Origin of the sequence: Rhodococcus sp. PAMC28707 (assembly GCF_004795915.1) — a bacterium.
Classification (GTDB): domain Bacteria; phylum Actinomycetota; class Actinomycetes; order Mycobacteriales; family Mycobacteriaceae; genus Rhodococcoides.
This window is the reverse complement of record NZ_CP039253.1, coordinates 2,492,652-2,516,794: the sequence shown is the minus strand read 5'-3', so window position 1 is coordinate 2,516,794 and position 24,143 is coordinate 2,492,652. Positions and strand designations below refer to the sequence as shown.

General features: G+C 61.6%; 26 protein-coding genes, 1 tRNA gene and 1 pseudogene. 9 read left to right on the top strand and 19 right to left on the bottom strand.

Annotated features, from left to right (window positions below; all coding sequences use genetic code 11):
- The first annotated feature begins 2 nt into the window (after positions 1-2).
- Positions 3-668 carry a pyridoxamine 5'-phosphate oxidase family protein gene (locus E5720_RS11370; protein WP_136170747.1) on the top strand — a complete coding sequence of 222 codons (666 nt, stop codon included), beginning with the start codon at positions 3-5 and terminating at the stop codon, positions 666-668.
- On the opposite strand, the gene tgt is transcribed toward E5720_RS11370, so the two are convergent.
- The 7 genes from tgt to E5720_RS11335 all read right to left on the bottom strand — a co-directional run bounded on the left by tgt (position 658) and on the right by E5720_RS11335 (position 9,721).
- Positions 658-1,899 (bottom strand): tRNA guanosine(34) transglycosylase Tgt, encoded by a 1,242-nt coding sequence (gene tgt, locus E5720_RS11365; RefSeq protein WP_136170746.1) that lies wholly within the window; start codon positions 1,897-1,899, stop codon positions 658-660. The genes E5720_RS11370 and tgt overlap by 11 nt on opposite strands.
- Positions 1,900-1,909: 10 nt before the next feature.
- A complete protein-coding gene (locus E5720_RS11360) occupies positions 1,910-3,760 on the bottom strand; it encodes an ABC transporter ATP-binding protein (RefSeq protein ID WP_247596319.1) in 1,851 nt (616 codons plus the stop codon).
- 95 nt (positions 3,761-3,855) lie between these two features.
- Positions 3,856-5,586, bottom strand: coding sequence for an ABC transporter ATP-binding protein (locus tag E5720_RS11355; protein ID WP_136170745.1), 1,731 nt, complete (start codon positions 5,584-5,586; stop codon positions 3,856-3,858).
- An 82-nt stretch (positions 5,587-5,668) separates the two neighbouring features.
- Positions 5,669-7,987, bottom strand: a complete 2,319-nt coding sequence (locus E5720_RS11350) for an MMPL family transporter (RefSeq protein WP_136170744.1) — start codon at positions 7,985-7,987, stop codon at positions 5,669-5,671.
- 11 nt (positions 7,988-7,998) lie between these two features.
- The gene (locus tag E5720_RS11345; protein ID WP_136170743.1) at positions 7,999-8,631 is read right to left on the bottom strand and encodes a TetR/AcrR family transcriptional regulator; all 633 of its coding nucleotides are present in this window, start codon (positions 8,629-8,631) and stop codon (positions 7,999-8,001) included.
- Positions 8,632-8,737: 106 nt separating this feature from the next.
- Positions 8,738-9,193: an Rrf2 family transcriptional regulator gene (locus E5720_RS11340; RefSeq protein WP_136170742.1), complete on the bottom strand. Its 456-nt coding sequence runs from the start codon at positions 9,191-9,193 to the stop codon at positions 8,738-8,740.
- A gap of 162 nt (positions 9,194-9,355) precedes the next feature.
- Positions 9,356-9,721: an alpha/beta hydrolase gene (locus E5720_RS11335; RefSeq protein WP_348769833.1), complete on the bottom strand. Its 366-nt coding sequence runs from the start codon at positions 9,719-9,721 to the stop codon at positions 9,356-9,358.
- Between E5720_RS11335 and E5720_RS11330 the strand changes: the two genes are divergently transcribed.
- Entirely contained in the window at positions 9,720-10,145 is a 426-nt protein-coding gene (locus E5720_RS11330) for a hypothetical protein (protein WP_247595918.1), read from the top strand. The two genes, E5720_RS11335 and E5720_RS11330, sit on opposite strands and share 2 nt — an antisense overlap.
- A 42-nt stretch (positions 10,146-10,187) precedes the next feature.
- On the opposite strand, the gene E5720_RS11325 is transcribed toward E5720_RS11330, so the two are convergent.
- A complete protein-coding gene (locus E5720_RS11325) occupies positions 10,188-10,538 on the bottom strand; it encodes a VOC family protein (RefSeq protein WP_136170741.1) in 351 nt (116 codons plus the stop codon).
- Between the two features lie 98 nt (positions 10,539-10,636).
- Positions 10,637-11,126, bottom strand: a pseudogene (locus tag E5720_RS11320) (YceI family protein); the annotation flags it as partial.
- Between the two features lie 164 nt (positions 11,127-11,290).
- Between E5720_RS11320 and E5720_RS11315 the strand changes: the two are divergent.
- The 5 genes from E5720_RS11315 to E5720_RS11295 all read left to right on the top strand — a co-directional run bounded on the left by E5720_RS11315 (position 11,291) and on the right by E5720_RS11295 (position 14,923).
- Positions 11,291-11,953, top strand: a complete 663-nt coding sequence (locus E5720_RS11315) for a hypothetical protein (protein ID WP_136172613.1) — start codon at positions 11,291-11,293, stop codon at positions 11,951-11,953.
- Positions 11,950-12,438, top strand: coding sequence for an RDD family protein (locus tag E5720_RS11310; RefSeq protein WP_136170740.1), 489 nt, complete (start codon positions 11,950-11,952; stop codon positions 12,436-12,438). The genes E5720_RS11315 and E5720_RS11310 overlap by 4 nt, the downstream gene beginning before the upstream one ends.
- 4 nt (positions 12,439-12,442) lie before the next feature.
- Positions 12,443-13,453, top strand: coding sequence for a PHP domain-containing protein (locus E5720_RS11305; protein WP_136170739.1), 1,011 nt, complete (start codon positions 12,443-12,445; stop codon positions 13,451-13,453).
- A 107-nt stretch (positions 13,454-13,560) separates the two neighbouring features.
- Positions 13,561-14,355: an alpha/beta fold hydrolase gene (locus E5720_RS11300; protein ID WP_247595917.1), complete on the top strand. Its 795-nt coding sequence runs from the start codon at positions 13,561-13,563 to the stop codon at positions 14,353-14,355.
- Positions 14,356-14,386: 31 nt separating this feature from the next.
- Positions 14,387-14,923 (top strand): hypothetical protein, encoded by a 537-nt coding sequence (locus tag E5720_RS11295; protein ID WP_136170737.1) that lies wholly within the window; start codon positions 14,387-14,389, stop codon positions 14,921-14,923.
- 47 nt (positions 14,924-14,970) lie between these two features.
- Here the strand turns inward: E5720_RS11295 and E5720_RS11290 are convergent, their stop codons facing one another.
- From E5720_RS11290 to E5720_RS11265, 6 genes are all read right to left on the bottom strand, one after another.
- On the bottom strand, positions 14,971-15,459 hold the full coding sequence (locus tag E5720_RS11290) for an FBP domain-containing protein (protein WP_136170736.1): 489 nt from the start codon (positions 15,457-15,459) through the stop codon (positions 14,971-14,973).
- Positions 15,460-15,472: 13 nt separating this feature from the next.
- Complete coding sequence (locus tag E5720_RS11285; RefSeq protein ID WP_136170735.1) at positions 15,473-16,045, bottom strand: TetR/AcrR family transcriptional regulator; 573 nt, start codon at positions 16,043-16,045, stop codon at positions 15,473-15,475.
- A gap of 164 nt (positions 16,046-16,209) precedes the next feature.
- Positions 16,210-16,300 (bottom strand) — tRNA-Ser (locus E5720_RS11280).
- Positions 16,301-16,359: 59 nt separating this feature from the next.
- A complete protein-coding gene (locus E5720_RS11275) occupies positions 16,360-16,557 on the bottom strand; it encodes a CsbD family protein (RefSeq protein WP_136170734.1) in 198 nt (65 codons plus the stop codon).
- Between the two features lie 95 nt (positions 16,558-16,652).
- A complete protein-coding gene (locus tag E5720_RS11270; protein ID WP_136170733.1) occupies positions 16,653-17,105 on the bottom strand; it encodes a nucleoside deaminase in 453 nt (150 codons plus the stop codon).
- A gap of 6 nt (positions 17,106-17,111) precedes the next feature.
- A complete protein-coding gene (locus tag E5720_RS11265; RefSeq protein WP_136170732.1) occupies positions 17,112-17,675 on the bottom strand; it encodes a tRNA adenosine deaminase-associated protein in 564 nt (187 codons plus the stop codon).
- Positions 17,676-17,707: 32 nt separating this feature from the next.
- Between E5720_RS11265 and E5720_RS11260 the strand changes: the two genes are divergently transcribed.
- Positions 17,708-18,715 (top strand): prephenate dehydrogenase, encoded by a 1,008-nt coding sequence (locus tag E5720_RS11260; RefSeq protein ID WP_136170731.1) that lies wholly within the window; start codon positions 17,708-17,710, stop codon positions 18,713-18,715.
- On the opposite strand, the gene E5720_RS11255 is transcribed toward E5720_RS11260, so the two are convergent.
- Positions 18,688-19,203, bottom strand: coding sequence for a putative glycolipid-binding domain-containing protein (locus E5720_RS11255; protein ID WP_136172612.1), 516 nt, complete (start codon positions 19,201-19,203; stop codon positions 18,688-18,690). The two genes, E5720_RS11260 and E5720_RS11255, sit on opposite strands and share 28 nt — an antisense overlap.
- A gap of 335 nt (positions 19,204-19,538) precedes the next feature.
- Here E5720_RS11255 and E5720_RS11250 point away from each other — a divergent pair, with 335 nt between their 5' ends.
- Entirely contained in the window at positions 19,539-19,865 is a 327-nt protein-coding gene (locus E5720_RS11250; RefSeq protein WP_136170730.1) for a hypothetical protein, read from the top strand.
- Between the two features lie 13 nt (positions 19,866-19,878).
- Here E5720_RS11250 and E5720_RS11245 read toward each other — a convergent pair whose 3' ends face one another.
- From E5720_RS11245 to E5720_RS11235, 3 genes are read right to left on the bottom strand one after another with little or no spacing between them, the layout of a single operon-like run.
- Positions 19,879-20,313, bottom strand: coding sequence for a MepB family protein (locus tag E5720_RS11245; protein ID WP_136170729.1), 435 nt, complete (start codon positions 20,311-20,313; stop codon positions 19,879-19,881).
- Positions 20,314-20,363: 50 nt separating this feature from the next.
- Positions 20,364-22,187 (bottom strand): ABC transporter ATP-binding protein, encoded by a 1,824-nt coding sequence (locus E5720_RS11240; protein ID WP_136170728.1) that lies wholly within the window; start codon positions 22,185-22,187, stop codon positions 20,364-20,366.
- Entirely contained in the window at positions 22,180-23,958 is a 1,779-nt protein-coding gene (locus tag E5720_RS11235; protein ID WP_247596318.1) for an ABC transporter ATP-binding protein, read from the bottom strand. The genes E5720_RS11240 and E5720_RS11235 overlap by 8 nt, the downstream gene beginning before the upstream one ends.
- Positions 23,959-24,143: the final 185 nt, after the last annotated feature.

Sequence of the window (24,143 nt, the reverse complement as noted above, 5' to 3'; positions counted from 1 at the left end):
CCATGCCCAACAACCACTATCACCATCTGATGTTCGGGCCTTCCGCCATCGAGCGGCAAACTGCAACAGGGAGTTACACCGCGTACGGTGCACAGACCGAACGCCCCGACGACGGCCCCATGCCGCTGGATACCCGAGAGAAGCTCATCATCCGCGAGGCCGATCAGTTTCACATCGCCTCCGTCGCCGAATCCGGCTGGCCCTACATTCAGTATCGCAGTGGCCCACAGGGTTTCCTTCAGGTACTCGACGATTCGACGCTAGGTTTCGCTGATTTCGCCGGCAACAACCAATATGTGACCACGTCGAATATCGATCACGACGGCCGCGTTGCACTGTTTTTGGTGAACTATCCGCTACGCCAGCGACTCAAGCTCTACGGCAGAGCACGTGTGATCGAGGCCGATGCCGACCCCGAACTGCAGGCAAGGCTCGAGGATCTGGGAACTCGAACGGTTGCCGCGAAGTCCGATCGCAGCGTCGTCATCGACGTCGAGGCGTTCGACTGGAACTGCTCGCGCAGCATCATTCCTCGATACGACCAGGCATACCTCTCAGAGTTGTCGAAGGTGTATCAACGCAAGGCAGCCGAGCGGGAAGCAGAGTTGCTCAGCCGGATCGTAGATCTGGAAGATCAACTCGCCCAACAGAAACCGACTACCGGTTAGAAGTTCCGTAGAAACGACCGAGATATTCGGTCTTGAACTCCTCGAACCGTCCCTCGTTTATCGACGCTCGGATGTCGTCGACCAGTTTCACGGTGAATCGTTCGTTGTGGATGGTGCACAGCGTCGAGGCCAACATTTCCTTCGCTTTGAACAAGTGATGGATGTAGGCCCGCGTGTAGTGAGCACACGTGTAGCAGTCGCAGTGTTCGTCGATCGGCGTGAAATCACGACGATGTTTTGCCGTGTTGATGTTGAAACGTCCTGTGGGGACATAGATTGCCGCATTGCGTGCCACGCGAGAAGGGTTGACGCAGTCGAAGGTATCGGCGCCGTTCTCGATGGCGGTGAAGAAGTCGTCCGGTTCACTGATGCCGAGCATGTGACGCGGCTTGTGTTCGGGCAGTTCCTCGTTCACCCACCGCACGATCGTCCCGAGATTCTGCTTCTCGAGAGCGCCGCCAATGCCGTAACCGTCGAAACCTCGCCCGGTCTCACCGATGATCGTCTCCAGATCGTGTGCGGCCTTGCGTCGTAGATCTTCGTATTGCGCGCCCTGCACCACACCGAACAAAGCCTGATACGGCTTCCCGACGCGTTCTGCGGTGAGTCTTTCGTGTTCCTCGACGCAGCGGACGGCCCATGCCTGGGTTCGGTCGACCGATAGTTCCTGGTAGCCACGGGTGTTCATCAGCGTGGTGAGCTCGTCGAAGGCGAACATGATGTCGGCGCCGAGTCGATGCTGAATCTGCATCGACACCTCAGGCGTGAATCGATGCTTCGAACCGTCGAGATGTGATTTGAAGGTGACGCCGTCGTCGTCGACGTGGGCGAGGCGTTCCTTGCCTTCGGCGATGACGTCGTCGGACTCCACGCGGCTCGCGTCCATGGAGATGACCTTCTTGAAACCGACACCGAGCGACATCACCTGGAAGCCCCCACTGTCGGTGAAGGTCGGCCCGTCCCAGTTCATGAACTTACCGAGGCCACCTGCTTCGTCGATGATGTCCGAGCCCGGCTGCAGGTACAAGTGGTATGCGTTGGCGAGTACGGCCTGTGCGCCGATCTCCTTCATCGCTTCTGGCAGAACCGCTTTGACGGTTGCCTTGGTGCCGACGGCAATGAACGCCGGGGTAGCGATGTCGCCATGTGGGGTGTGGATGGTACCGGTTCGCCCGAGCTGACCGTCGAGACGGCTGTCGATGTCGAAGAAGGGGTCGTTTGGAGCGCTCACTCGACCAACCTTAGGCGAACTGCGACGCATACAGCCTGTTGTACGCCCCGCCCGACTCGACGAGCGAGTCGTGATCGCCTTGCTCGACGATCCGGCCGTCCTCCATGACGACGATCAGATCGGCGTCGCGGATGGTCGAGAGTCGGTGGGCGATGACGAAACTGGTGCGGTCGCTACGGAGCGCTGCTGTTGCTTGCTGCACCAGCAACTCCGTGCGCGTGTCGACCGAGCTCGTCGCCTCGTCGAGAATCAGGATCAGCGGTTTGGCCAGGAACGCGCGAGCGATGGTGATGAGCTGCTTTTCTCCGGCACTGACGTTGTTTCCTTCCTCGTCGATGATCGTGTCGTAGCCCTTGGGCAGAGAGTGCACGAACTTGTCGACATAACTGACTCGCGCCGCTTCGTGAATCTCTTCCTCCGACGCGTTCGGATCTCCGTAGGCAATGTTGTCGCGGATCGTTCCGCCGAACAGCCAGGTGTCCTGCAAGACCATTCCGGTCCGTCCACGTAGCTCATCGCGGCTCATAGCGCGGGCGTCGATGCCATCGATGGTGATTCGGCCCGAGTCGAGTTCGTAGAACCGCATGATCAGGTTCACCAATGTCGTCTTGCCCGCACCCGTGGGCCCGACGATCGCAACGAGATGGCCGGGTTCGGCGACCAGCGAAAGATCCTCGATCAGCGGCTGACTCTCGTTGTAGCGGAACGAGACGTTCTCGAACGCGACGCGGCCGAGACTCGACACGGGGACAACAGGTTCGTCTGGATCTGCATCCTCGTCGTCGGCATCGAGCAGGTCGAAGATCCGCTCGGCCGAAGCGACGCCGGACTGGACGAGGTTCACCATCGAACCGACCTGCGTCAGTGGCTGGGTGAACTGACGCGAATACTGAATGAACGCCTGTACTTCGCCGAGGCTCAGCGTGCCCGATGCAACTCGCAACCCACCCACGACGGCGATGATCACGTAGTTGATGTTTCCGAGAAACATGATGGCGGGCATGATCATTCCGGAGATGAACTGTGCCCGGAAGCTCGACTCGAACAGTTTGTCGTTGCGGTCGCCGAACTCCTGCTCGACCTCCGCCTGCCTGCCGAATGCCTTGACCAGTTCGTGGCCGGTGTAGGTCTCCTCGATCTGCCCGTTGAGCCGCCCCGTGTGCTTCCACTGGGCGACGAAGTGCGGCTGCGATCTCTTGGCGATGACTGCTGTGACAACGAACGACGCAGGAACGGTCAGCACCGCGACGAAGGCGAGCAGCGGCGAGATCCAGATCATCATCCCCAAGATGCCCAACACTGTCAGCACGGAGGTGATCAACTGACTCAAGGTCTGCTGCAGGCTGGTGGAGACGTTGTCGATGTCGTTGGTGACCCGACTGAGTAGCTCGCCCCGGGTTCGAGAGTCGAAGTACTTCAAGGGAAGTCGGTGAATTTTGCGCTCCACACTGTCACGAAGATTGCGCACGGTGCGCTGGAGCGCGATGTTGAGGATGTATCCCTGGGCCCAGGCGAGTACCGCCGACGCCAGATAGAGCGCGAGTACGAACAGCAGAACATTCCCGACGGCCGAGAAGTCGATCCCGACGCCAGGGGTGACGTCCATTCCGGACACCAGGTCTGCGAAGGTTCCCTGACCTTGCGCCCGAAGTCCGGCGATGGCTTCCTGCTTGGTCTGGCCGGCGGGGAGCTGATTCCCGACCACACCGTTGAAGATCAAGTTGGTGGCATGCCCGAGGATGTTCGGGCCGGCGACGGTGAGGACGACGCTCACGACGGCGAACGTCAACATCACCGACAGCAACATCCTCTCCGGCTTCAGAAGTCCGAGTAGTCGTTTGAGTGAGGACTTGAAGTTCAGCGCCTTCGTTCCGGGTGCTCCAGCTGCGTCGCTACGTTCTGCTGCCGGCTCCTCGGATGAGGATTTCGTGAGTACAGGCTGTGTAGCCGGCTTCGTCACGATGCTGCCACCGCATGCTGCGAGTCGACGATCTCGGCGTAGGTGGGGCACGTGATGACCAGGTCCTCGTGCGTACCGAGCCCGACCGGTCTGCCGTCGTCGAGCACGAGGATCTGATCCGCGTCGACGATGGTCGAGACGCGTTGTGCAACAACGATCATGCAGGCATCTTTCATGACGGGTTTGAGCGCGCTTCGGAGGTTGGCATCGGTGGTGAGGTCGAGCGCGGAGAAGGAGTCGTCGAACAGATAGATGCTCGGGCGTCGCACGAGGGCCCGTGCGATCGCGAGCCGTTGACGCTGTCCACCGGATACGGTTGTTCCCCCCTGCGCGACGGCGGTCTCGAGGCCGTCGGGCATCTTGCGGACGAAGTCTGCACCTTGCGCGATCTCGAGCGCCTCCCACAGTTCTTCGTCGGTGGCGTCGGACTTCCCGTATCGAAGGTTGCTGGCGATGGTTCCGGAGAACAGGTACGGCTTCTGCGGGATGAGGCCGATCTCCGATCTCAGGATGTCGATGTCGAGCTCGCGAATATCGACGCCGCCGACCAGAACCTGTCCGTCCGTGACGTCGATGAGTCTGGGAATCAGGTTGATCAGGGTCGTCTTACCCGATCCGGTACCGCCGATGATTGCGGTGACTCGACCGGGTTCGGCCACGAAGTTGACGCCCTGAAGAACGGGGACTTCTGCTCCGGGAAATGAGAATTCTGCCCTGCGAAACTCCACGAGTCCCGGGGTCGTCTCGAATGTCAGCGGGTCGCGCACCAGGACTACCGACGATTCGGTCGCGAGGACTTCACTGATGCGATCGGCGCACACCGAGGCCCGCGGCACCATCATCGCGATGAACGACGCCATCATGACCGACATCAGGATCAACATGATGTAGCTCAGAAGCGCTGTCAACGAACCGATTTCCATGGTTCCGTCGTTGATGGCGTGGCCGCCGAACCAGATCACCGCGACACTGGTCACGTTGCTGATCAGCATCACCGTCGGAAACATCAAGGCCATCAGCCGACCGACACGAAGCGCGGCATCGGTCAACGAGTCGTTGGCGACAGCGAAGCGATCGATCTCGAATCGCTCACGCACGAAAGCTCGGACCACGCGGATACCGGTGATCTGCTCACGAAGGACGCGGTTGACTGCGTCGATACGAACCTGCATGGAGCGAAACCCCGGCACCATCCGAACCACGATGAGCCCCATCGAGATTGCCAGTCCGGGAACCGCGATCATCAATATCCAGGACAGGCCGATATCCTCCCGAAGCGCCATCACCACCCCGCCGATACACATGATCGGCGCCATCACCAAAATGGTGAAGCCCATGACGATCAATAGTTGGACCTGTTGCACGTCATTGGTGTTTCGGGTGATGAGCGACGGTGCGCCGAACTGCCCGACTTCACGTGCCGAGAACGTCCCGACGCGATGCAGAATGGACTTCCGCAGATCGCGGCCCGCACCCATCGCAGCTTTCGCACCGATGAGCACGGCCGCGACCGAGCAGACGATCTGAACCAGCGAGACACCCAGCATCCACATGCCGGTGGACACGATGTAGTCCGTGTCCCCGCGAGTGACGCCGTTGTCGATGATGTCCGCGTTGAGTCGCGGTAGGTAAAGCGAAGCGGCCGTGGCCACGAACTGCAGCACCACCAGTACCGCAATCGAACGCTTGTACGGGGCCAGATAGGTCTTCAGAAGTGGAATCAGCATGACGGCCGGAGGTTACTCGTGCACATATAGAACAGTCTCCACATTTTTCGGGTGTACGAGGCAACCTTCAACCGATCTCGGCTCAGGCCGTGACTGGTTGCTCCTCCTTGGCCTTCGGCCTGGCTGCGTTCAACTTGGCGCCTTCGATGTCGACGTCGGGAAGAATCTTGTCGAGCCACTTCGGCAACCACCACGCTTTGTCGCCGAGAAGCGCCATCACCGAAGGGATGATGACCATGCGGACGACGAAGGCATCGAAGAAGACTGCGGCAGCCAGGGCAAAGCCGATCGACTTGATGAACGAGTCCGGTTCGGCCATGAACGCCGCGAACACGGAGATCATGATGACGGCAGCGGAGGTGACGACGCGTGCGCCGTACTTGAACCCGTTCACGACGGCGTCCTTCGCAGTTGCGCCGTGCACGTACTCCTCGCGCATTCGAGACACCAGGAACACCTGGTAGTCCATCGCGAGCCCGAACACCACACCGATGAGGAAGATCGGCATGAAGCTCACGATCGGTTGCGGGTTACTGATCAACCCCAGGCCACCTTCTTGGAAGATGAACACCGTGGCGCCGAACGTGGCGAGAACGCTGAGCAAGAAGCCGATCGTGGCCGTCAACGGCACCAGAATCGAGCGGAACACCAGCATCAGCAGCACGAACGCCAGTCCGACCACCACTGCCAGGTACGGCACCAACGCGTCCTGCAAGCGCTCGGAGACGTCGATCTCGAGTGCGGTCTGACCCGTCACGCCGTAGGAGACGCCGGTGCTCTCCTTCACTCCGGATTCCGCAGCCCTCAGGTTCTCGACGAGGTCCTTGGTTTCCTGACTGTTCGGTCCACTGGACGGTGTCACGATGATCTGAGCGGTATCGCCGGCCTCGTTCACCGCGATGACCTGTGCGTTGGACACATCCGATTGTTCGTAGATCGCGTCGACGACCTCCTGGAAGGCCGCGGTGCGATCGGCTTCGGCCACATCGGTGGCGTCGGCGATGGTCAGAAGCGGTCCACTCTTGCCCGGTCCGAATCCTTCACCTTCGAGGTCGTAAGCCTTGCGCACGGATGTAGCCGGGTCGGCCGTGGCGATGCTCGGCAGTGCGAGCGAGAGTCCGGTCGTCGGGCCTGCGATGACGCCGAGGAGCACGATGCCGCCGATGAGACCCAGAGCCGGTCGCTTGACCAGGAAGCGTGCCCAACGAAGACCGTTGGTGGGCTTCGCGTTCGGATCCTCGGGGTCGGTGGTGTTGACGAACTTGATCTTGCCTGCGAAAGCCTTGCCCTTGTAGAGGCCGAGCATTGCGGGCAGGAAGGTCAACGCAATCAGTACTGCGGTGAACACGGCAAAGGCCGCGGCCAGACCCATCTGCGAAAGGAACGGAATTCCGACGACGCGTAGCGCGACAAGGGCAATCAACACAGTTGCGCCGGCGAACACGACGGCCGAGCCTGCCGTTCCGACGGAGCGTCCGACGGCTTCCTCCCGGTTATCGGTGAGCGTCAGTTCATGCCGATATCGGGCGAGAATGAACAGTGAGTAGTCGATGGCGACCGCGAGGCCGATCATCACCGCGAGAATCGGGGTGAACGAGGACAGATCGGCGAAGCCGGACGCGGTGGTGATGGCGAGGCTGCTGATTCCGATGCCGACGATGGCAGTGATCAGCGGAAGGCTGGCTGCGGCGGCCGAACCGAACATGATCAGCAGAACGATGGCGGCGACGGCCAGTCCGACGATTTCGGACGTTCCGCCCGGTGGGGAAGCATCCTGGGCGACACTGCCACCGAGTTCGACGGTGAGGCCCGCATCGCGCGCCGGCTGAGCAGCATCGTCGAGTGCGGTACGCAGATCGTCGGTGACGTCGGCGAGTTCGGTGGCGATCGGGACATCGAGCGTGCCGATGTTGCCCTCCGGGCTCAACGGTGACAGCGCTGCGGCGTTCGCGGCCGCGACGTCTGGAGCGGTGCCGTCCTTGGCTGCGAGCTCGTTGTACTGCTCGACGATTGCCTTGTTGCCTGCAACCGGGTTGACCAGCGGCTTCTGCCCATCAGGCTTGGCGGAGGCCTCGACGTCGCCGATCTTGTCGATCTCGGCGATGGTGGCATCGAGCGCTGCGGTGTACTCAGGTGTGTCGAGGCTTCGACCATCAGGCGCTGCGAAAACGTAGTTCGCCGAGACAGCCGTCAGCGGATCTTCGGCGTTTCCGAATCGCTCGGACTGCAGATCGAGTGCCGACTGCGCGGGCGTGCCCGGAATATTGAACGAGTTGGCAGTCGGACCCGAAAGGGTCGACGCGCCGATGCCCGCCAGCACCAGAATCGCGAGCCACAGGGCAATGACTATGCCTTTTCGTCGGTAAGCGAACTTGCCGATTCGGTATAGATAGGTGGCCACTGGTTGGTTCCTCAGTTCGTGTTCGTTGTATTCGGGGCCGGAAGGCCTGCTTGCAGTTGATCGAATGCATCCTCGACGAGCTGTTTGGGCGACAGCAGCCCCGAGGTGTCATTGGTCCAGAGGGTCAGCGCTGCAACGACAGCGGCACCGACGACCATCTGCAGCAGATTCGGATAAAGATCGGTCTCGATGTCGGTGCCGGTTCGTTGCGCGATCGCTTCACCCAGTACGCGGGTGAGCGACTGGTGAACTTCGAGCTTGCGGGCCATCACAGCGGGATTGGACTCGATGAGCTGTGCGGCGGCGAACGTCTCGCCGAGATCACGCTCGGGATCGGTCACGATCGACACCGCGATGTAGCGCAGCGATTCCCAGATCGGTTCCTCCGCCGGCCGCGCACGAAGCATGCCGAACCACTCGAGCGCAGATGTCTCGATGTGATGGAGGACAGCTTCTTCCTTGTTGGCGAAGTAATTGTGAAATGTCCGCGTGGATACGCCTGCCTCGGCAGCGATGGCGTCGGCTGTGACCGCGTCCAGTCCCCGAGCCGTGCCGAGACGGACAGCCGCGAGACCGAGAGCATCGCGGGTTGCCGCCTTCTTCAGGTCACGAAGGCCGGTGTTGGGAACGGTCACTCCACCCAAACTACGGACTTTGCAGAGTTCTGCAATGTTGCACTCGACTGCAAGTATGTCGAATGCATCACAACACCTATTGCTTATGAACTAGGACACATCACTAAGGACTGCTTCACCGTCGTGCCCACGCTGCCGGATCGCTGGTCAGGTCGGAAATGAGCGACGGCAGGTCGTCGTCGGCGATCTCCGCCAACGACACAGTCTCCAGAACGGCACGCATGTTCGATCGCACAGCCAGCCACACCAACCGAAGCGGTTCGGCAGGACCGGGATAGTCGACATCCTCCGGGCGCTGACCCCGAACCGACGCCAACGGACCCTCGACCGCTCGAATGACATCGGCGACGGAAATTTCCGCGGGCGGACGGGCCAACCAGTAACCGCCGTCCGGACCACGCCTACTGCGCACCAAATCGGCTCGCCGGAGATCGGCGAGAACGGACTCCAGGAACTTGTGCGGGATTTGCTGCGCCGTCGCCAGCGCCTCCGCCTTTCCCGGAACTCCACCGGCCGCCGCGAGCTCGAGTAGCGTCCGCACGGCATAGTCCGCCTTGGCGGTAATGTGCACCGTCGGTCCCTTCGTAGAATATCCCCAATTCCTATCATTGGAATAGGAAATGAGCCAGTGCGAGCATCCATGTGGAGCGGACACCCTTTTTGCTAAGCCCTCACCGTTTCTCGCACGCGAACATGGGGGCTTGCTTGGTAAAAACGGCGCGCGCTTACGCCGTCAATTCCGCTGCGATCGCGTCGAGTACGCCAACCAACTGATACCCACCCGATCTGTGCTCGTGCACCGACGTCGAGGGCAGCCGGGCATTGCCAGCAGCACCGCTTTCGACGGCACCGCCCGCCGCTTCTCTGCAAGCACGCGTAGCAGGATAGATGCGCCGAAAGAATGCGCGACGACGCTATCCCCCGACTTCATCGCGTCCAGGTACCTGCGAACAATTGTGGCCCATGCCTCGAACGACATGTCCTCGTCCGGGATGTGCGGCATCTCCACGGCGCACCCGAGTCTCTGCGCAAGTCCTTCTGCGATTGGGCGATCGTCGATGAATCCGCCGGCACCGTGGAAATCGAACAATCTCCGCATGTACTGCGCCCTCCTCGAATCTGGTTGTTCCAGTAGGCAGACCGGGCAGTCGAGTGCAGTCATCGGTCTGTCCTGGCAAGACCTCGCTGCCGCAGCAGACGATGGCCACCTCTACTTGACTGCTGACGCCGCAAGGGCGTGCGATGTGGCGTGCGATAAGTATCTCGATTTGCTGAAAACCTGCAAGAATCGCGCCTACGAACTCGCGCACGTCAAAGGCATGGGTGACTTCGAATCCGGCAGGGCGCTGGCGCGAAAGTGTTCGCTGAAAGCAGTGGGCGGTGACAACAACCTCGTCGACGTCTTGGACAGCCACATTCTCGTAGTCGAATCCATGCACACTGTCTTCCGCAAGTACATCGTCAGCACCGTCGCAACCGACGGGGAGAACGCGTCGAGTTTCAACATCGACGGACCGAAGTAGGAGTCGACGCACCCAGATAGCGCGGGCGAAAACACTGTTCTCTCAGTGCTGTTGGACGATATTGAAGACGTTCCCATCTGGTGCCCGGACGAAGAATCGCGTTACTCCCCAGGGTTCGGTGGTCAACGGGTGCATAATGTCGTACCCATTCTCCTTCGCCTCGGTGAGGGCCTCGTCGATGTCGTCGACCATGATCGAGACGACGGGGTTGGCGGAGGCAGACGCGTCGTGCGTAAGAATTTGGATGTGGGCGCCGGTGCTCGGCGACGTGTACCTGGCGACCCATCCCAGGTTGAACTCTTCGACGCTCAGGCCGAGGTAGTCGGTGTAGAAGCTTCGAGCCTCGCCCATATCGGGTACCGCAATATCGGCGATGATATCGGTGACTTTCATGTGAATTTCCTCCGCGAGGTGAACTTCCTTTCCCAAATCCTGCCACGAGGTCGACGTACATGATCGACGTTCCTCGAATCGGTGTTCCAAGTGCTGGAGTTGATCAGAAAGTCCACGGATCCGGTTGCTTCGACTGTCACGAATCCTAGTGAAGGCGGTTCAGTTTCGGTTGTTCCGTCCTTCGGGATGTCGAGAGGTCGATGGGTGAATCGATGGTGAACGTTGCCGACGGGTAGGTGGCCGTGTCGAAGATGTTCCCCCGGAATTGGCTGTCGCGTCGCCCACTGTCGGTGCTGATCGAATTCGTCTGCACCGCAACCTCACCCGCGGTGAGAAAATTGTCGGCGATGGTGACGCTTCCGATTACTTCGGTGGTCGAACCTACGACCGTGACGTCGGCCCCGTTGAGGACATCCTTGACGAAGTATCCTGCGGCCGTCGTGTTCGCCGCGTCTCCTGCGACCACCTTCACCGTCCGTCGATGTCGTCGGTCGATGCGGCCTGCGCTCCGGATGTGGACACGGTAGCCGCAGGGGCGTCGTCCTCGGCGGCCACTACCCCGAGTGCACCCCACCGTTTCTTGGTCATGCAGCCCCACGATAGTTGCGTCTTCAACTCGACGAGTGGCCTTGCGCTTGGCAAGTTACTGAGAGATTTGTCCGTATGAGCCGGCAGGGCTCGGTCTGGATAGCCGGGACAAAACTCCTCTCGAACTGGAATGCTGGTGTTCGACGATCAAGGTGGTGGCACGTATGCCGGACGAAGTACGACTGATCAACCTCGCTGCCGGCATGGCGGTGACGGCAGCAGGTGCCGCACGCGGATCCCTACGCATGCTGACCCGGCTCCCCGGTCTGTCCGGACCTGCCGAGTCTCTGTCGGTACGCGGCGAGCGGGCGGTAGCTGCGGCCGCTGTAGTCGTGGACGCGCTGCTTCGTGTCACGATCACCAAGGTGGTTGCCGCTGCTCTGGACGAGATCGATTTGACGCGGCTCATCCGAGAGAACGTCGATATCGATGCCATCGTCGAGGGTGTCGACCTGGACAGAGCTGTCGCGAGGGTAGATCTCGACAGCGTGGTCGCACGAGTGGACCTCGACAAAGCCGTGGCGCGGGTCGACATTGCCGCCGTCATCGGTCGAGTCGATCTCGACGCGATCGTCGACACCGTCGACCTCGATCGCGCCGTTGCGCGGGTGAACCTCGATTCCGCGATCGCCAAGGTGGACTTGATCGGACTGGCGAACTTCGTAATCGAGGGCGTCGACCTGCCGGACATCATTCGCGAGTCGACGGGGTCGCTGTCGGCCGAGGCTGTGCGAGGAGTCCGCAGTCAGGGAATGCAGGCCGACGATGCGGTGACGCATTTCGTCGGACGGCTGTTCGGACGCGATCCAGGCCCGGCGACCCCATGAGCCATCCGCAACCTTCACTCGAGGACATGCGGTCGGCCGGGATAGTCACGCGTGGAGTGGCAGCGTTCATAGATCTCGCCGTGGTCGGGGTACTGATGGGATCGGTATATGTCGGTTCCCTCTTCATACAGCTGTTGTTCAGTCCGCAGTCCTTCAACTTTCGGTCTCCGGCGGTATTCCTGTCGATTTCGGTTTTCCTCGCGCTGTCGATCGGCTATCTGACGCTGTGCTGGGCTACGACCGGTCGTACGGTCGGTGCAATTCTGATGGGTGTCAGGCTCGTCTCGCCTCGTCATGGAGTACTGCGGTGGCCGTTGGCGGCGTTACGGGCCGTGCTCTGTGTCGTATTTGCGTTCGGTCTGTTGTGGGCGGCTGTCGACGGGCGCAGGCGATCGTTGCAGGACATCGTGCTGCGCACCTCGGTGGTGTACGACTGGCAGCCGAACGTCGCGTTGGTCGATCCGCACGCGGCTACTGGACAATAGGGACATGGACCCGATCGAAGCACTCCGCGAGATCGCCTACTGGCTCGAACGCTCCCGAGCGGACACGCACCGCGTCAAGGCATACCGACGGGCAGCCGACGTCGTGGAATCGTTGGACGAAGCTGCTCGTTCGGAGCGCAACAGAACCGATTCTTGGTCCGCCCTGCCGGGGATCGGTGCAAAGACTTCCCTCATCATCCGGCAGGCCGTCGCAGGAGAGGTCCCGGAATATCTCGAGGAGAAGCGCGCCGAGGCCCAACCGATCGGCGAGAACAATCTACGTGCCGCGCTGCGTGGTGATCTGCACACCCATTCGAACTGGTCCGACGGCGGAAGCCCGATCGAGGAGATGATGCGAACAGCTCGCAGTCTCGGCCACGAGTACTGCGCACTGACCGACCATTCTCCGAGGCTCACCGTCGCCCACGGACTGACTACGGAGCGCTTACGCCGTCAACTCGACATCGTCGCCGAACTCAACGAGCAACTGGCACCGTTCCGCATCCTCACCGGAATCGAGGTGGACATCCTCGACGACGGGAGCCTCGACCAAGACGAAGGGTTGCTCGCCGAGCTGGATATCGTTGTTGCAAGCGTGCATTCGAACCTTCGTGCCGACTCGGACACCATGACGCGGCGCATGGTCACCGCAATCGCCAACCCCCACGTCGATGTGCTCGGTCACTGCACCGGCAGGCTCGTCGAGGGTGGGCGCGGCACTCGACCGGAATCGAAGTTCGACGCCGCAGTGGTGTTCGAGGGCTGTAAACAGTTCGGCACTGCGGTCGAGATCAATGCTCGACCAGAACGCCAGGACCCACCCGAGCGGCTCATCGACATCGCGCTCGAACGAGACTGCCTGTTCTCCATCGATACCGACGCCCACGCGCCGGGCCAATTGGATTGGCAGGGTTACGGATGCATTCGAGCCGAGCAACAGGAAGTTCCGGCCGAACGCATCATCAACACTTGGGCACTCGACGAACTCCTCGCTTGGACCGGTGGTAGCCGATGAGATTCGGACGAACCCTCACTTGCATAACGACACTCGCCCTTCTCTGCGGATGCACCTCCACCCAGCAGCCCCCAGCGCCGCAGGCACTTCCAACACCATCGCCCGCGTTGGTTCCCGCGCTGTCCGATCCACCGATCAGACTTGCGTACGGTTCGGACAAAGACAACATCGGCGACCTCTATCTCCCCGACAACGGCGTCGACGGGCTCCCCGTTGTAGTTATGGTCCATGGCGGCGGTTGGCAGGCGAAGTACGACATGACGTACTTCGCTCCCATTTCAAAGGCCATTGCCGATCGCGGAATCGCGGTGTGGAACATCGAGTATCGCCGCGGCGTGGACTGGCGGGACACCCTCGCCGACGTCGACAACGCAACGGAAGCACTTGCGAACACCGTTCAGGAAGCCGCTGGTGGTCGATTGGACTTGGACCGCGTACAGGTTGCGGGACACTCCGCAGGCGGGCAACTTGCGGCGTGGATCGCCGGCCGACACACACTCGACGCGTCCGCGCCGGGGGCGCAACCACGCATCCGGCCAGCCAGCGCGACGATCATGGCCGGCGTCCTCGACATGACGCGGGCAGCGACCATCGGCCACGACAGGTTCGTCCCCGCATTCCTCGGAGGCATGCCCGACCAGGTTCCAGACCGGTATCGCATCGCGTCGCCGATCAACCATCTTCCGACCGACGTCGCGGTCACCGCAATTCACGGTGACAGCGACGCGACCGTGTCGGTGAACCAAAGCAAGGTGTACGTCGAGACCGCTCGGTTGGCGGGGGATTCTGCCGAGCTCGAGATTCTGCCCGGTCTGGGGCATGGCGACTTCGTCGATCCCACGTCCATGGCGTGGTCGACGTCGATCGACACGATCGCCGAACACGCTGCATCGCTGGACTGATCGAGCCACTCCCCTGGTACATACTTTGTTCATGATGCGGATGATATGGGTCGGCGTGCTCTCGGTTCTTGCGCTCACTGGTTGCAGTTCGGAGGCGTCGAACTCGTCGAGCGAGGCATCGGCTCCGGCAACCTCGGCGACGTCTTCGGTAACAGCGGGGGCTACTACGACTGCATCCTCGGTTCCCGCCCGCCCCTCGGACGCAGCGGATAGCCCACCGGCCGCGACGCCGAAGCAGTCCCAAGAGCCGGTGCCCGAGGGAGCAAATTCACCTCGGCTCGCGACGCCGCCCACATCCCCCGAGCCGATGCCTGCACCGGAGGCGAATGTGGCTCTACCGCCGGAAGGAACCGACATGCCGCATGGTGAAGCCTTGTACCTCGACATCTGCCAGCGTTTTCTTCCCGCGATCGATGCGTTGGAATCGACAGGTGCCGCTGACAGGGAACAGTCCGTCGTGGGCATGAGAGCGAAAATGGAATCCAATCCGAGTTGGTCGACGGTGTCGGTAGAAGATCAGCAGGCAATCGTGCGCGGACTCAGCGCCGCTGGAAACGGAAGTTGCTGAACGCAACTGCCGTTTCCAAGCACTTCGACCGCTAGGCTCACCCGTACTCAGAGATAAAGCCGCTGGACGAACAATTCGATGTTTTCCCGCACTCGCCCCGCACGCTCTTCGGGAGTGAGGTTCTCGCGGTATCGATTGCCCAGCGCCGGAGTCTTCTTACCTCTCGCATACAGCGAGCAGGCGAGATCGGTGCACATATACGTGCCGACAGTGTTGCCACGTCGACCTGATTCGCCGACTTTTTTCGCCGTCATCAGCGACACGTTCCCCCGCGAATGTGTGGTCGTACAGATCATGCACATCTGGGCACGGTCGGATCCTGTTGTCTCGTAACGCAATGCGATGCCGATGACACCCGCTGGACGCGGAACGACGAGATAACCTCGGCCAGCGTACGAGCTATCGGTCCATCCGAGGAAATCCAGCTCCTCCCAACGTTTCTCGTCGAGGTCACGAGGAAGGCTCATCCGCTTCGTGTCGCCCTTGGAACAATTGACGAACGATGCGCGTATGTCCTGTTCGGTGACAGAGTCCATGGTGATATCACTCCTAGGTAAGTGTCGGCCAGTGTTCGAGTGCGTGGTGAAGGACGTCGAGCACCCTTTTCCACGAGTCCTCGGACTCACGCGGGGTGTACGCGAAGCCGCCCGCAGCCTCGAGTGCGATGAAACCGTGAAACGTGCTGCCCAGCAGTCGGACCGCATCGGTCTCGTCCGGTTCGGCGAGAGTGTAGGCACGCAAGACAGCACGCGACATGGCCGAATGCCGTCGGGCATCACTGGCCGCTGCCACATCCGGATCGAGCTCGAATTGCGTCGAAGCGTAGCGACCCGGATGCTCCCTGGCGTAGTCGCGGTAGGCGTTCGCGAATGCGACGAGTGCGTCCTTGCCCGCCCTGCCGGCCAAGGCGTCGGAGACACGGTCTGCAAGCTCGGACAAGGACGCCACGGATACCCGCTGGCGCAAATCTCGCAGGTTCTTTATATGCGAGTACAGGCTCGCGTCCTTGACGCCGAACGAGCGGGCCACTGCGAGCACTGTCACGTTCTGGAAACCGATCTCGTCGGCAATATCGGCCGCAACCTCGGTCAAGCGAGAAAGCGTCACTCCTGCGCGTGCCATCGAACCCCCTTCAAACTTGCCATCATAGCTGTTTAGCTAGTCACTCTAGGTAGAGTAGAGCAATTTCACGCTTTATGCCACGGATTTCGGGAGCTGTGGTTGCGGAGGGCACGTGATGAAGGCACAAAAAAGCTCCCCACCTGCGTGATGCAGGTGGGGAGCTTTGGCGGTGGCGGAGGGATTTGAACCCTCGGACGGGGGTTACCCGTCACGCGCTTTCGAGGCGCGCTCCTTAGGCCGCTCGGACACGCCACCGCGGAAAACTGTACCGCAGTGACGGCGCGACACTAAATCGCCAGCTCAGCGTGGACGGATCAGTGTCCGGTGAGCTTGTCCTTGATGTTGGAGGCTGCGTCCTTGACCTTCTCCGCGCCGTCCTTGACTGCGGAAGAAACCTGATCGCCCTTGCCCTCGTTCTCGAGGTCCTTGTTGCCTGTGACCGAACCGGCAGCTTCCTTTGCCTTGCCGCCCAGATCCTCGGTCTTGTTCGAGATCTTGTCGTCGAGTCCCATTAGTGCCTCCTAGGCAATGGAGTTACTGAGCGCGGGTACCGCGCCCCTTGCATCAAGGGCTTATCCCGTGGGTGCGGACGCCAAACATGAGAATTTCATAAGCGTTCGTGGGCGAAGAAACTACGCAGCGTGCGAGCGCACTCCTCCTCGAGAATCCCCCCGCGGACTTTCGGTCGGTGTGTGAGCCGCCGGTCTCGAACGACATCCCACAGCGATCCGACGGCGCCCGTCTTCGGTTCCCAGGCCCCGAAGACAACCCTTTCGACACGAGCCAGGACCAGCGCGCCTGCGCACATCGTGCAGGGTTCCAGGGTCACGGCCAGCGTGCACCCTTCGAGCCGCCACCCGTCGCCGTGCACAGCAGCGGCCGCCCGCAACGCCAGAATCTCGGCATGAGCCGTCGGATCGCCGGTGGACTCGCGCGCATTGGCGGCACGGGCCAGTTCGCGTCCGTCGGCGTCGAAGATCACTGCGCCGACCGGAACGTCACGATCGGACGCATCCCCGGCAGCGGCCAATGCCGCTCGGATCAGATTCTCGTCGACCACGCCGGACTACCGAGAAAGCTTGTCCAGAACGGCCGCGAGTTCGTCGGGGAAGCCGAGTCGCTCTGCGATCGAACCGAGCTGCTCGTCCGGATAGAGATCGGTTTCGGCCACGATGATGCCCAGGACCGCTTCAGGCAGGCCTAGATCGGCCAGCAACGCAAGATTGCCTTCTTCCCAGGGCTCGATGTCATCGAGGTCATCCGGGTCGATATCGGGGATATCGACGTTGAGTGCATCGAGTACCTCGGCGGCGATGTCGTAGTCGATCGCGGCGGTGGCATCGGAGATCAGCAAATGTGTGCCCGAAGGCGCGGGCCGGAGAATGACAAAGAACTCGTCGTCGATGTCGAGTAGCCCGAATACGGCGCCCGAACTGCGCATCTCCCGTAGTTCGGTCTCCGCCGCCGACAACGACGTCAGTGCCGACATCGGTAGCGGCGTCACTCTCCACTTGCCGTCTTCCCTGACGACGGCAACGCCGAAGCCGTCCAGATCGTCGTAACTGTTGCTATTCGGACCGTCGTCGTTCTTCGCCTCGGCGGAGCTGTTGCTCCCGCGCTGTGCAGCCATGCGCGCAACGGTAGTCGTGAGGACCTCCGAAAATGAAGTCCGCCGTCAAGAGCCCGTTTGGATCGGTGTGTCAATCTGTTCGGGTGACTACTGCTCCTGTGTGCGTTCTCGGACTCGGCCTGATCGGTGGATCGGTTTTGCAAGCTGCCGTTCGAGGTGGTCGGATCGCATGGGGATACAACCGGTCCGCCGACGCGATCGCCGGCTCTGTCGAGGCGGGTTATGACACCGATACCGATCTGACCGCAGTGCTCACACGCGCCGCTGAGGCCGGTGCGTTGATCGTCATCGCGGTCCCGATGCCTGCCGTCGATGCAATCCTCGCTGCCATTGCAGAGCATGCGCCCAACAATGCGCTCACCGACGTCGTCAGCGTGAAAGCCGAGGTAGCAGCGGCGGTGTCACGACGGGGTTTGTCGGAACGGTACGTAGGCGGGCATCCGATGGCCGGCACCGACCAGTCGGGTTGGTCCGCTGCCGATCCGGAACTCTTTCGCGACGCAGTCTGGGTTGTCGGCGTCGACGACGGCGTCGATCCGCAGGTGTGGCGTGAGGTGGCGTCGCTGGCACTCGACTGTGGTTCGGTCGTCGTGCCCGTCGAAAGCGGCGAGCACGACCGCGCTGTCGCCCGGATCTCACATCTCCCGCATCTCCTGGCCGAGACGCTCGCCCTTGTCGGAGCCTCCGGCAGTCCGTTGGCGCTTGGGCTGGCAGCGGGTTCGTTTCGTGACGGAACACGCGTCGCGTCGACGGCGCCAGCCCTGGTTCGTGCAATGTGCGAGGCGAACTCCACCGCCCTCACCGAAGCGCTCGACGAAGCGCTCGACGTGCTGACCCGGGCCCGCGAGGAACTGACGACGGACGGGTCGACGCGCACGCTCGTGACAGCCGGGCATCGCGCGCGCACCCTCTACGAGGAGCACCAGCGGTTCGACATCACCGGCATCGAACCGGGTGATGATCATTGGCGCGAAAAATTCGGCTCCGCGGGAAGAATAGGCGGCGTGATCCGTCAGATCCGCTCGGCAAGCCCCGGGTAGTCGAGCACGAAACCGTCGGAATCGACCTTCAACGTGGATGTCGAGACCGGTGAAAGAACGTGGATGCCGTCGGCGCCACTGCTGTAGGTGAGTTCGGCCTGCTGGATGGACAAGTCGAGCAAGTTGACGTAGATCACCGGAACCTGCACTTCGGAGGCATCGGTGTGCAACTCGAGTCGGCGGATCGGCAGCGTATTGAAGAACGGGCTGAAGCTGACGTCGACATCGAGTGCGCCGTTGTAGGTGGACCGCTGATGGTTCGAGGAGTTCTCGATCATCCAGTAACCCTCGTCGTCGCGACTCACCGAAGCCTGCTTTTCGCCGCCTGCGACAAATGTTCGCAGCGAGAGCCTGCTGGTGACGCCTTCTTCGTCGGTCACCAGGTCGTACGACGCGCTGAATGCGGGATGCTCCGCGCAGGCGCCGCCGATAATTCGGCCGGCTGCCTTGATGCGGTTTCCGCTCAGCTGAACGCGTACCGACTCCATCCGGGGAGCTTCGGGTGCCCGCCACGTCAAGATGGCAGGAAAGGCCAGCGCCGACGAACCCAGGGGTTCTGGAGTGGAGCCCGCGGAAGGACCTGGTTTTGCTGGGGGGGAAACGCGTTGTTCACCCGGGGCTGGAGTGGTCACCCGACTACGGTAAGCGACAGGTGGCCCTTTAGAACAAGCGGTAGCGACTTTTATCCTCCGGGTACGGCTGACGGAGTCCTGGTTCTGCCGGTTCCAGGCGTCTCAATCCGACATTTCGGGCACATTTGCGGTGGTGTCGATTACATCGAACCTGATGTTCGAAACTGCTCACCTTAACTAGGGTTGTCGTCGTGACTGCAGGTGACTTCGATTTCGCGCACTCCGACCAGGCGGCGAAAAGTAGACGGGACAAGGCGACGGCTCTCGCACGTTTCGTCTGGGAACGCGGCATGGACGCCAAGGAGCTTCTCGGGCTGACCGACGCCGCTCGACGCAAGCTCGCTCGTGCAGCCGACATTTCTCCGCCGAGCACGATGGAGACGTGGACCATTGCTGCCGAGTTGGTGGACAGCAAGTGCGCGTGGGCGCTCGCGAACCCGAACCATCCCGCGGCCGAGCCGAAGCACGCCGACGAGAAGATCATGTGGGTGAAACCGCCGATCACGCCATGGACATAGGGCCCGCCGGAGTTCAATACTCCTTAAACGCGGACGCCTGAGCACCTTGTGTAGCCGAGGCCTGAGTATTGAGCCCTGTGCACCAACTCGGATACACGCGGAACCCCCGCTTGCCCGGCCGCTTCCCTGAGGTGATGGCAAGTTCGGCAAGATGCGCGCAGGTGAACCGAAACACGCCGCGTCGGCCTCGCTGTTCCACGAAGACAAGCAAGCCCGCTGCGAGATCGTCATCGCTGAACGGCATCGTCGTTCCGTCCGTGTCTCGCTGCCAAAAGCTCACGAAAGCCCCCGGCTTGGTGGGGGTGTTTCGCGCAGTCCGGATATGCCACACCTCGTCGCAGATCTGGGCAATGCCCGACTCGTAGTCACTGTTGTGCATCCCGGGAGTCACCGCGGCGGCGGTCAGGCCCGCCTGGGCTGCATAGGCCTCGAAAGCACTGAACGGCACGCAGCCAAGCTATCTCACCCATCACGCCATGGACCTAGGTCGCTTCGCGACTAGACAAGGCTGGTTTCCCACGCGTGGTGTAGTTCGGCGAACTTGCCGTGCCGGGCGATGAGTTGATCCGGAGTCCCATCCTCGACGATTTCACCGTTCTCCATCACCAGGACGCGATCGGCGATCGCAACCGTCGACAAGCGGTGCGCGATGATCAATGCGGTCCGCCCCCGCAGAATTGTTTCGAGGGCGCGCTGCACCAACCGCTCACTCGGGATGTCGAGGCTCGAGGTCGCCTCGTCGAGGACGATCACCGCCGGCGCGGCCAGGAACACACGGGCGAATGCGACGAGTTGCCGCTGCCCGGAACTGAGCCTGCCCCCTCGTTTACGGACGTCGGTGTCGATTCCGTCGGGAAGCGTGGCGATGAACGCCGTGAGCCCGACGGCATCTGCTGCTGCCCGCACGTCCTCGTCGGTGGCGGTGGGCCTGCCGAGTCTGATGTTGTCGGCGACCGAGCCGGAGAACAGGAACGACTCCTGGGTCACCATGACGATGTGCTCGCGCATGTTCTCGTCATCGAGTCTGCGTAGGTCCACTCCGTCGAGGCTGACCGTGCCCTCTGTCGGATCGTAGAACCGTGCGAGAAGCTTTGCGAGAGTGGACTTTCCTGCACCGGTTGCACCGACCATCGCCACGATCTGACCAGCCGGCACGTGCAACGAGAATTCCGGCAGCACCACGCGGTCCGTATTGCACGCGAACCGCACATGATTGAAGTCGATGTCCCCCTGCGCAGAGCGGAGCAACACCGGATCTTTCGACGTCGGCACCGACGGCTCCTCCTCGAGTACTCCGGAAATCTTCTCGAGTGCAGCCGCAGCGGACTGATACGAGTTGAACACCTGCGCCAGTTCGTCCAACGGTCCGTAGAAGCGGCGCAGATACAACACGTATGCCGCGAGCACGCCGATATCCATGTGTCCGTTGATCACTCGGTAACTGCCGAACACCACGATGATCACGAGCGTGAGATTGCCGATCCACCGAACGATGCCGGTGTAGCTCGCCATTCCGCGCAACGCGGACGTCGTCGCATCTCGGTATTCACTGTCCTCGACCTCGAGGATCGCATCGTTGCGCTGCTCCCGGCGGAAGACCTGCACCGCGCGAATGCCACCCATCGACTCGACGAAATGAACGACGACCTTCGCGATCGCCACCCGTGTGCGTCGATAACCGGTGCGTTGCCTGCGCTGCGACCACCGCGTCACCAGCACCAGCGGAACGAAGCCTGCCAACACCACAAGCGCAAGCGGTACATCGAGATACACCAGAATGACCGCGATGGTGACGATCGACAGAACCGCGGACAATGCGTCGTTCAAAGCACTTTCGAGCAACGCCTGCAGCGATTCCACGTCGCTGGTCAATCGCGATATGAGCCGGCCCGAGGTGTACTTCTCGTGGAACGACAAGCTCAACTGCTGCGCGTGCACGAATACGCGTTTACGCAGATCGAACAGGATCGATTGACTGAGCCGCCCGGACACGATCAGAAACGTGTACGTGGTAATCGCACCGAGAACGCCGAAACCGATGTAGCCCAGCACCGTCCACACCAGCGGCATCCAGCGGCCGTCCTGTGCAGCGGAGATCCCGTTGTCGAGCGCGTACGCGATGAACAGAGGACCGGCGACGAACGCCAGGTTGTCCACGATGATGACCGTCAGCGCCAGCAGCGCCTGCTTCTTGTACGGGCGAACCAACGACGCCAACAGTCGACGAGACCTCGCCGCCAGAACCAGGTTGCCCGTCGAATCGACGTCGGAATCCTCGTTGCCGACGCCGCGCCAATCACCGACCTTCTGCTGCTCAGCCATCGATCGAACCCATGACGTGGCGGTACTTCGGCGACGATGCCAGAAGGCGCTCGTGCGTTCCCTGTTCCACAATTCTTCCGTTCTCCAAATACAGCACCCGATCTGCAAGCGCAGCAGTCGACGGCCGATGCGCGACCAGCAGCGTCGTCGAATGAGTCAGGACGCGTCGTAGATCGTGTTGAACCAAAGCCTCGGTGTTGACGTCCAGCGCTGAAAGCGGGTCGTCGAGCACCAGAATTCGCGGCTTGCCGAGCACCGCCCGCGCCAGGGCCAATCGCTGACGCTGGCCACCGGACAGGCTCATCCCCTGTTCACCGATTCGAGTGTCCAGCCCCCAGGGCAGCTGACCCACGAACTCGACGGCATGAGCGATTTGCAACGCTTCCTCGACGTCGGCGTCCGATGCGCCCGGCCGGCCGAGCGCGATGTTCTCGCGCACGCTCGCCGAGAACAGGACCGGATCCTCGAACGCCACCGACACCACCGAGCGTAGGTCCCCGAGCGCCAACGTCCTGATGTCGATACCGTCGATCGTGATCGCACCCGCGGTCACGTCGTACAGTCGCGGCACCAGATTGGTCAGCGCAGTCTTGCCACTGGCCGTCACCCCGACGAGCGCGACCGTCTCGCCCGGTTCTATCCGGAAGTCGACATCGGTCAGCAGCGGTGCCGACGCGTCGGGAAACGTGAACCCGACGCCATGGAACGCCAACGTTCCATGCACGCGCTCCGGAAGCGGCACCGGCGCAACAGGTTCGCTGATCGTCTCGGGTGTGTCCATGATTTCCCAGTAACGATCTGCGGCCGTGCGTGCATTGTTCAACTCGGCAAGCAGAAATCCGAATGATTCGATCGGCCATAGCAGGAAAGACACGATGGCCATCGACGCGACCAACATTCCTGCTGTCATCGTGCCTGCCACGATCGAGTAGGTCCCGAACGCGAGCATCAGCCCGATTCCGATCGGCGGTATGCCGACGATCAGCGACCACAGGATCGCGAGATATCTAACTTTCCGCAGTTCGGTGCCCCGCAGCGTCGCCGCTTCGGAAAGGAATCTACGACCCAGATGCGCGCTCCGGCCGAACGCCTTGAGCACCCGGATGCCCTGAATGGACTCCTCGACGGTCGTCGTGACGTCGCCTGCCTGATCCTGCGCATCGCGCGCGAGAACGCGATAGAGCGACTCGAACCGCGCGCAGATGATCACCAGAGGAACAGCTGTCACGGCCATGATGAGACCGAGCTGCCAGGACTGCACGAACAGAACGCCCAACCCGACAACCAGCGTCACCGTGTTGATGATCAAGAAGGGGCCGATGAAGGCGACGAACCGTCGTAGCGCCGAGAGGTCCGCTATCGCGCGTGAGAGCAACTGGCCGGACTCCCAGCCTTCGTGCGCGGACACCGACAGCCGCTGCAACTTCTCGAAGACGGCTGCCCGCGCCGAAATTTCGAACTGACTCGACGGCCCCGACACCAGATAGCGCCGAATCCAGATACCCACGGCGTCGATGGTGCCCAGCAGCAGGATCAATGCTGCAGGCCACCACACGCCCGCGACGTTGCCCTCGGTGATGGGGCCGTCGATGACGCCCTGGATCACGAGTGGAATCGCCAGCCCAGTGAGAGTCGCCACCAATGACACGGCGATCGAGACGAAAAAATACCACCGATACGGTGCGATGAACGGCAGAAAGCGGGCCAACGAACTGCGTTCCTCAGGATTCGAGGACGACGAATCGACCGTCCCTGTCTCGGGCTCGAGCACACTCGTCGACACTTCAAACTCCTTCGCACTGTCAGAGGAATGGTTTCACTCCACAGTTCTTCGACCAACCGATTTTCGGGCCGCCACATTCCACGGCACGGGAACTCGTACGCCTTACCGTGCGCCACGCCTAACCTGTCGGAGGTCTCGAGTAACCTTCTGTATGAATTTGGTTCTCGATCAGT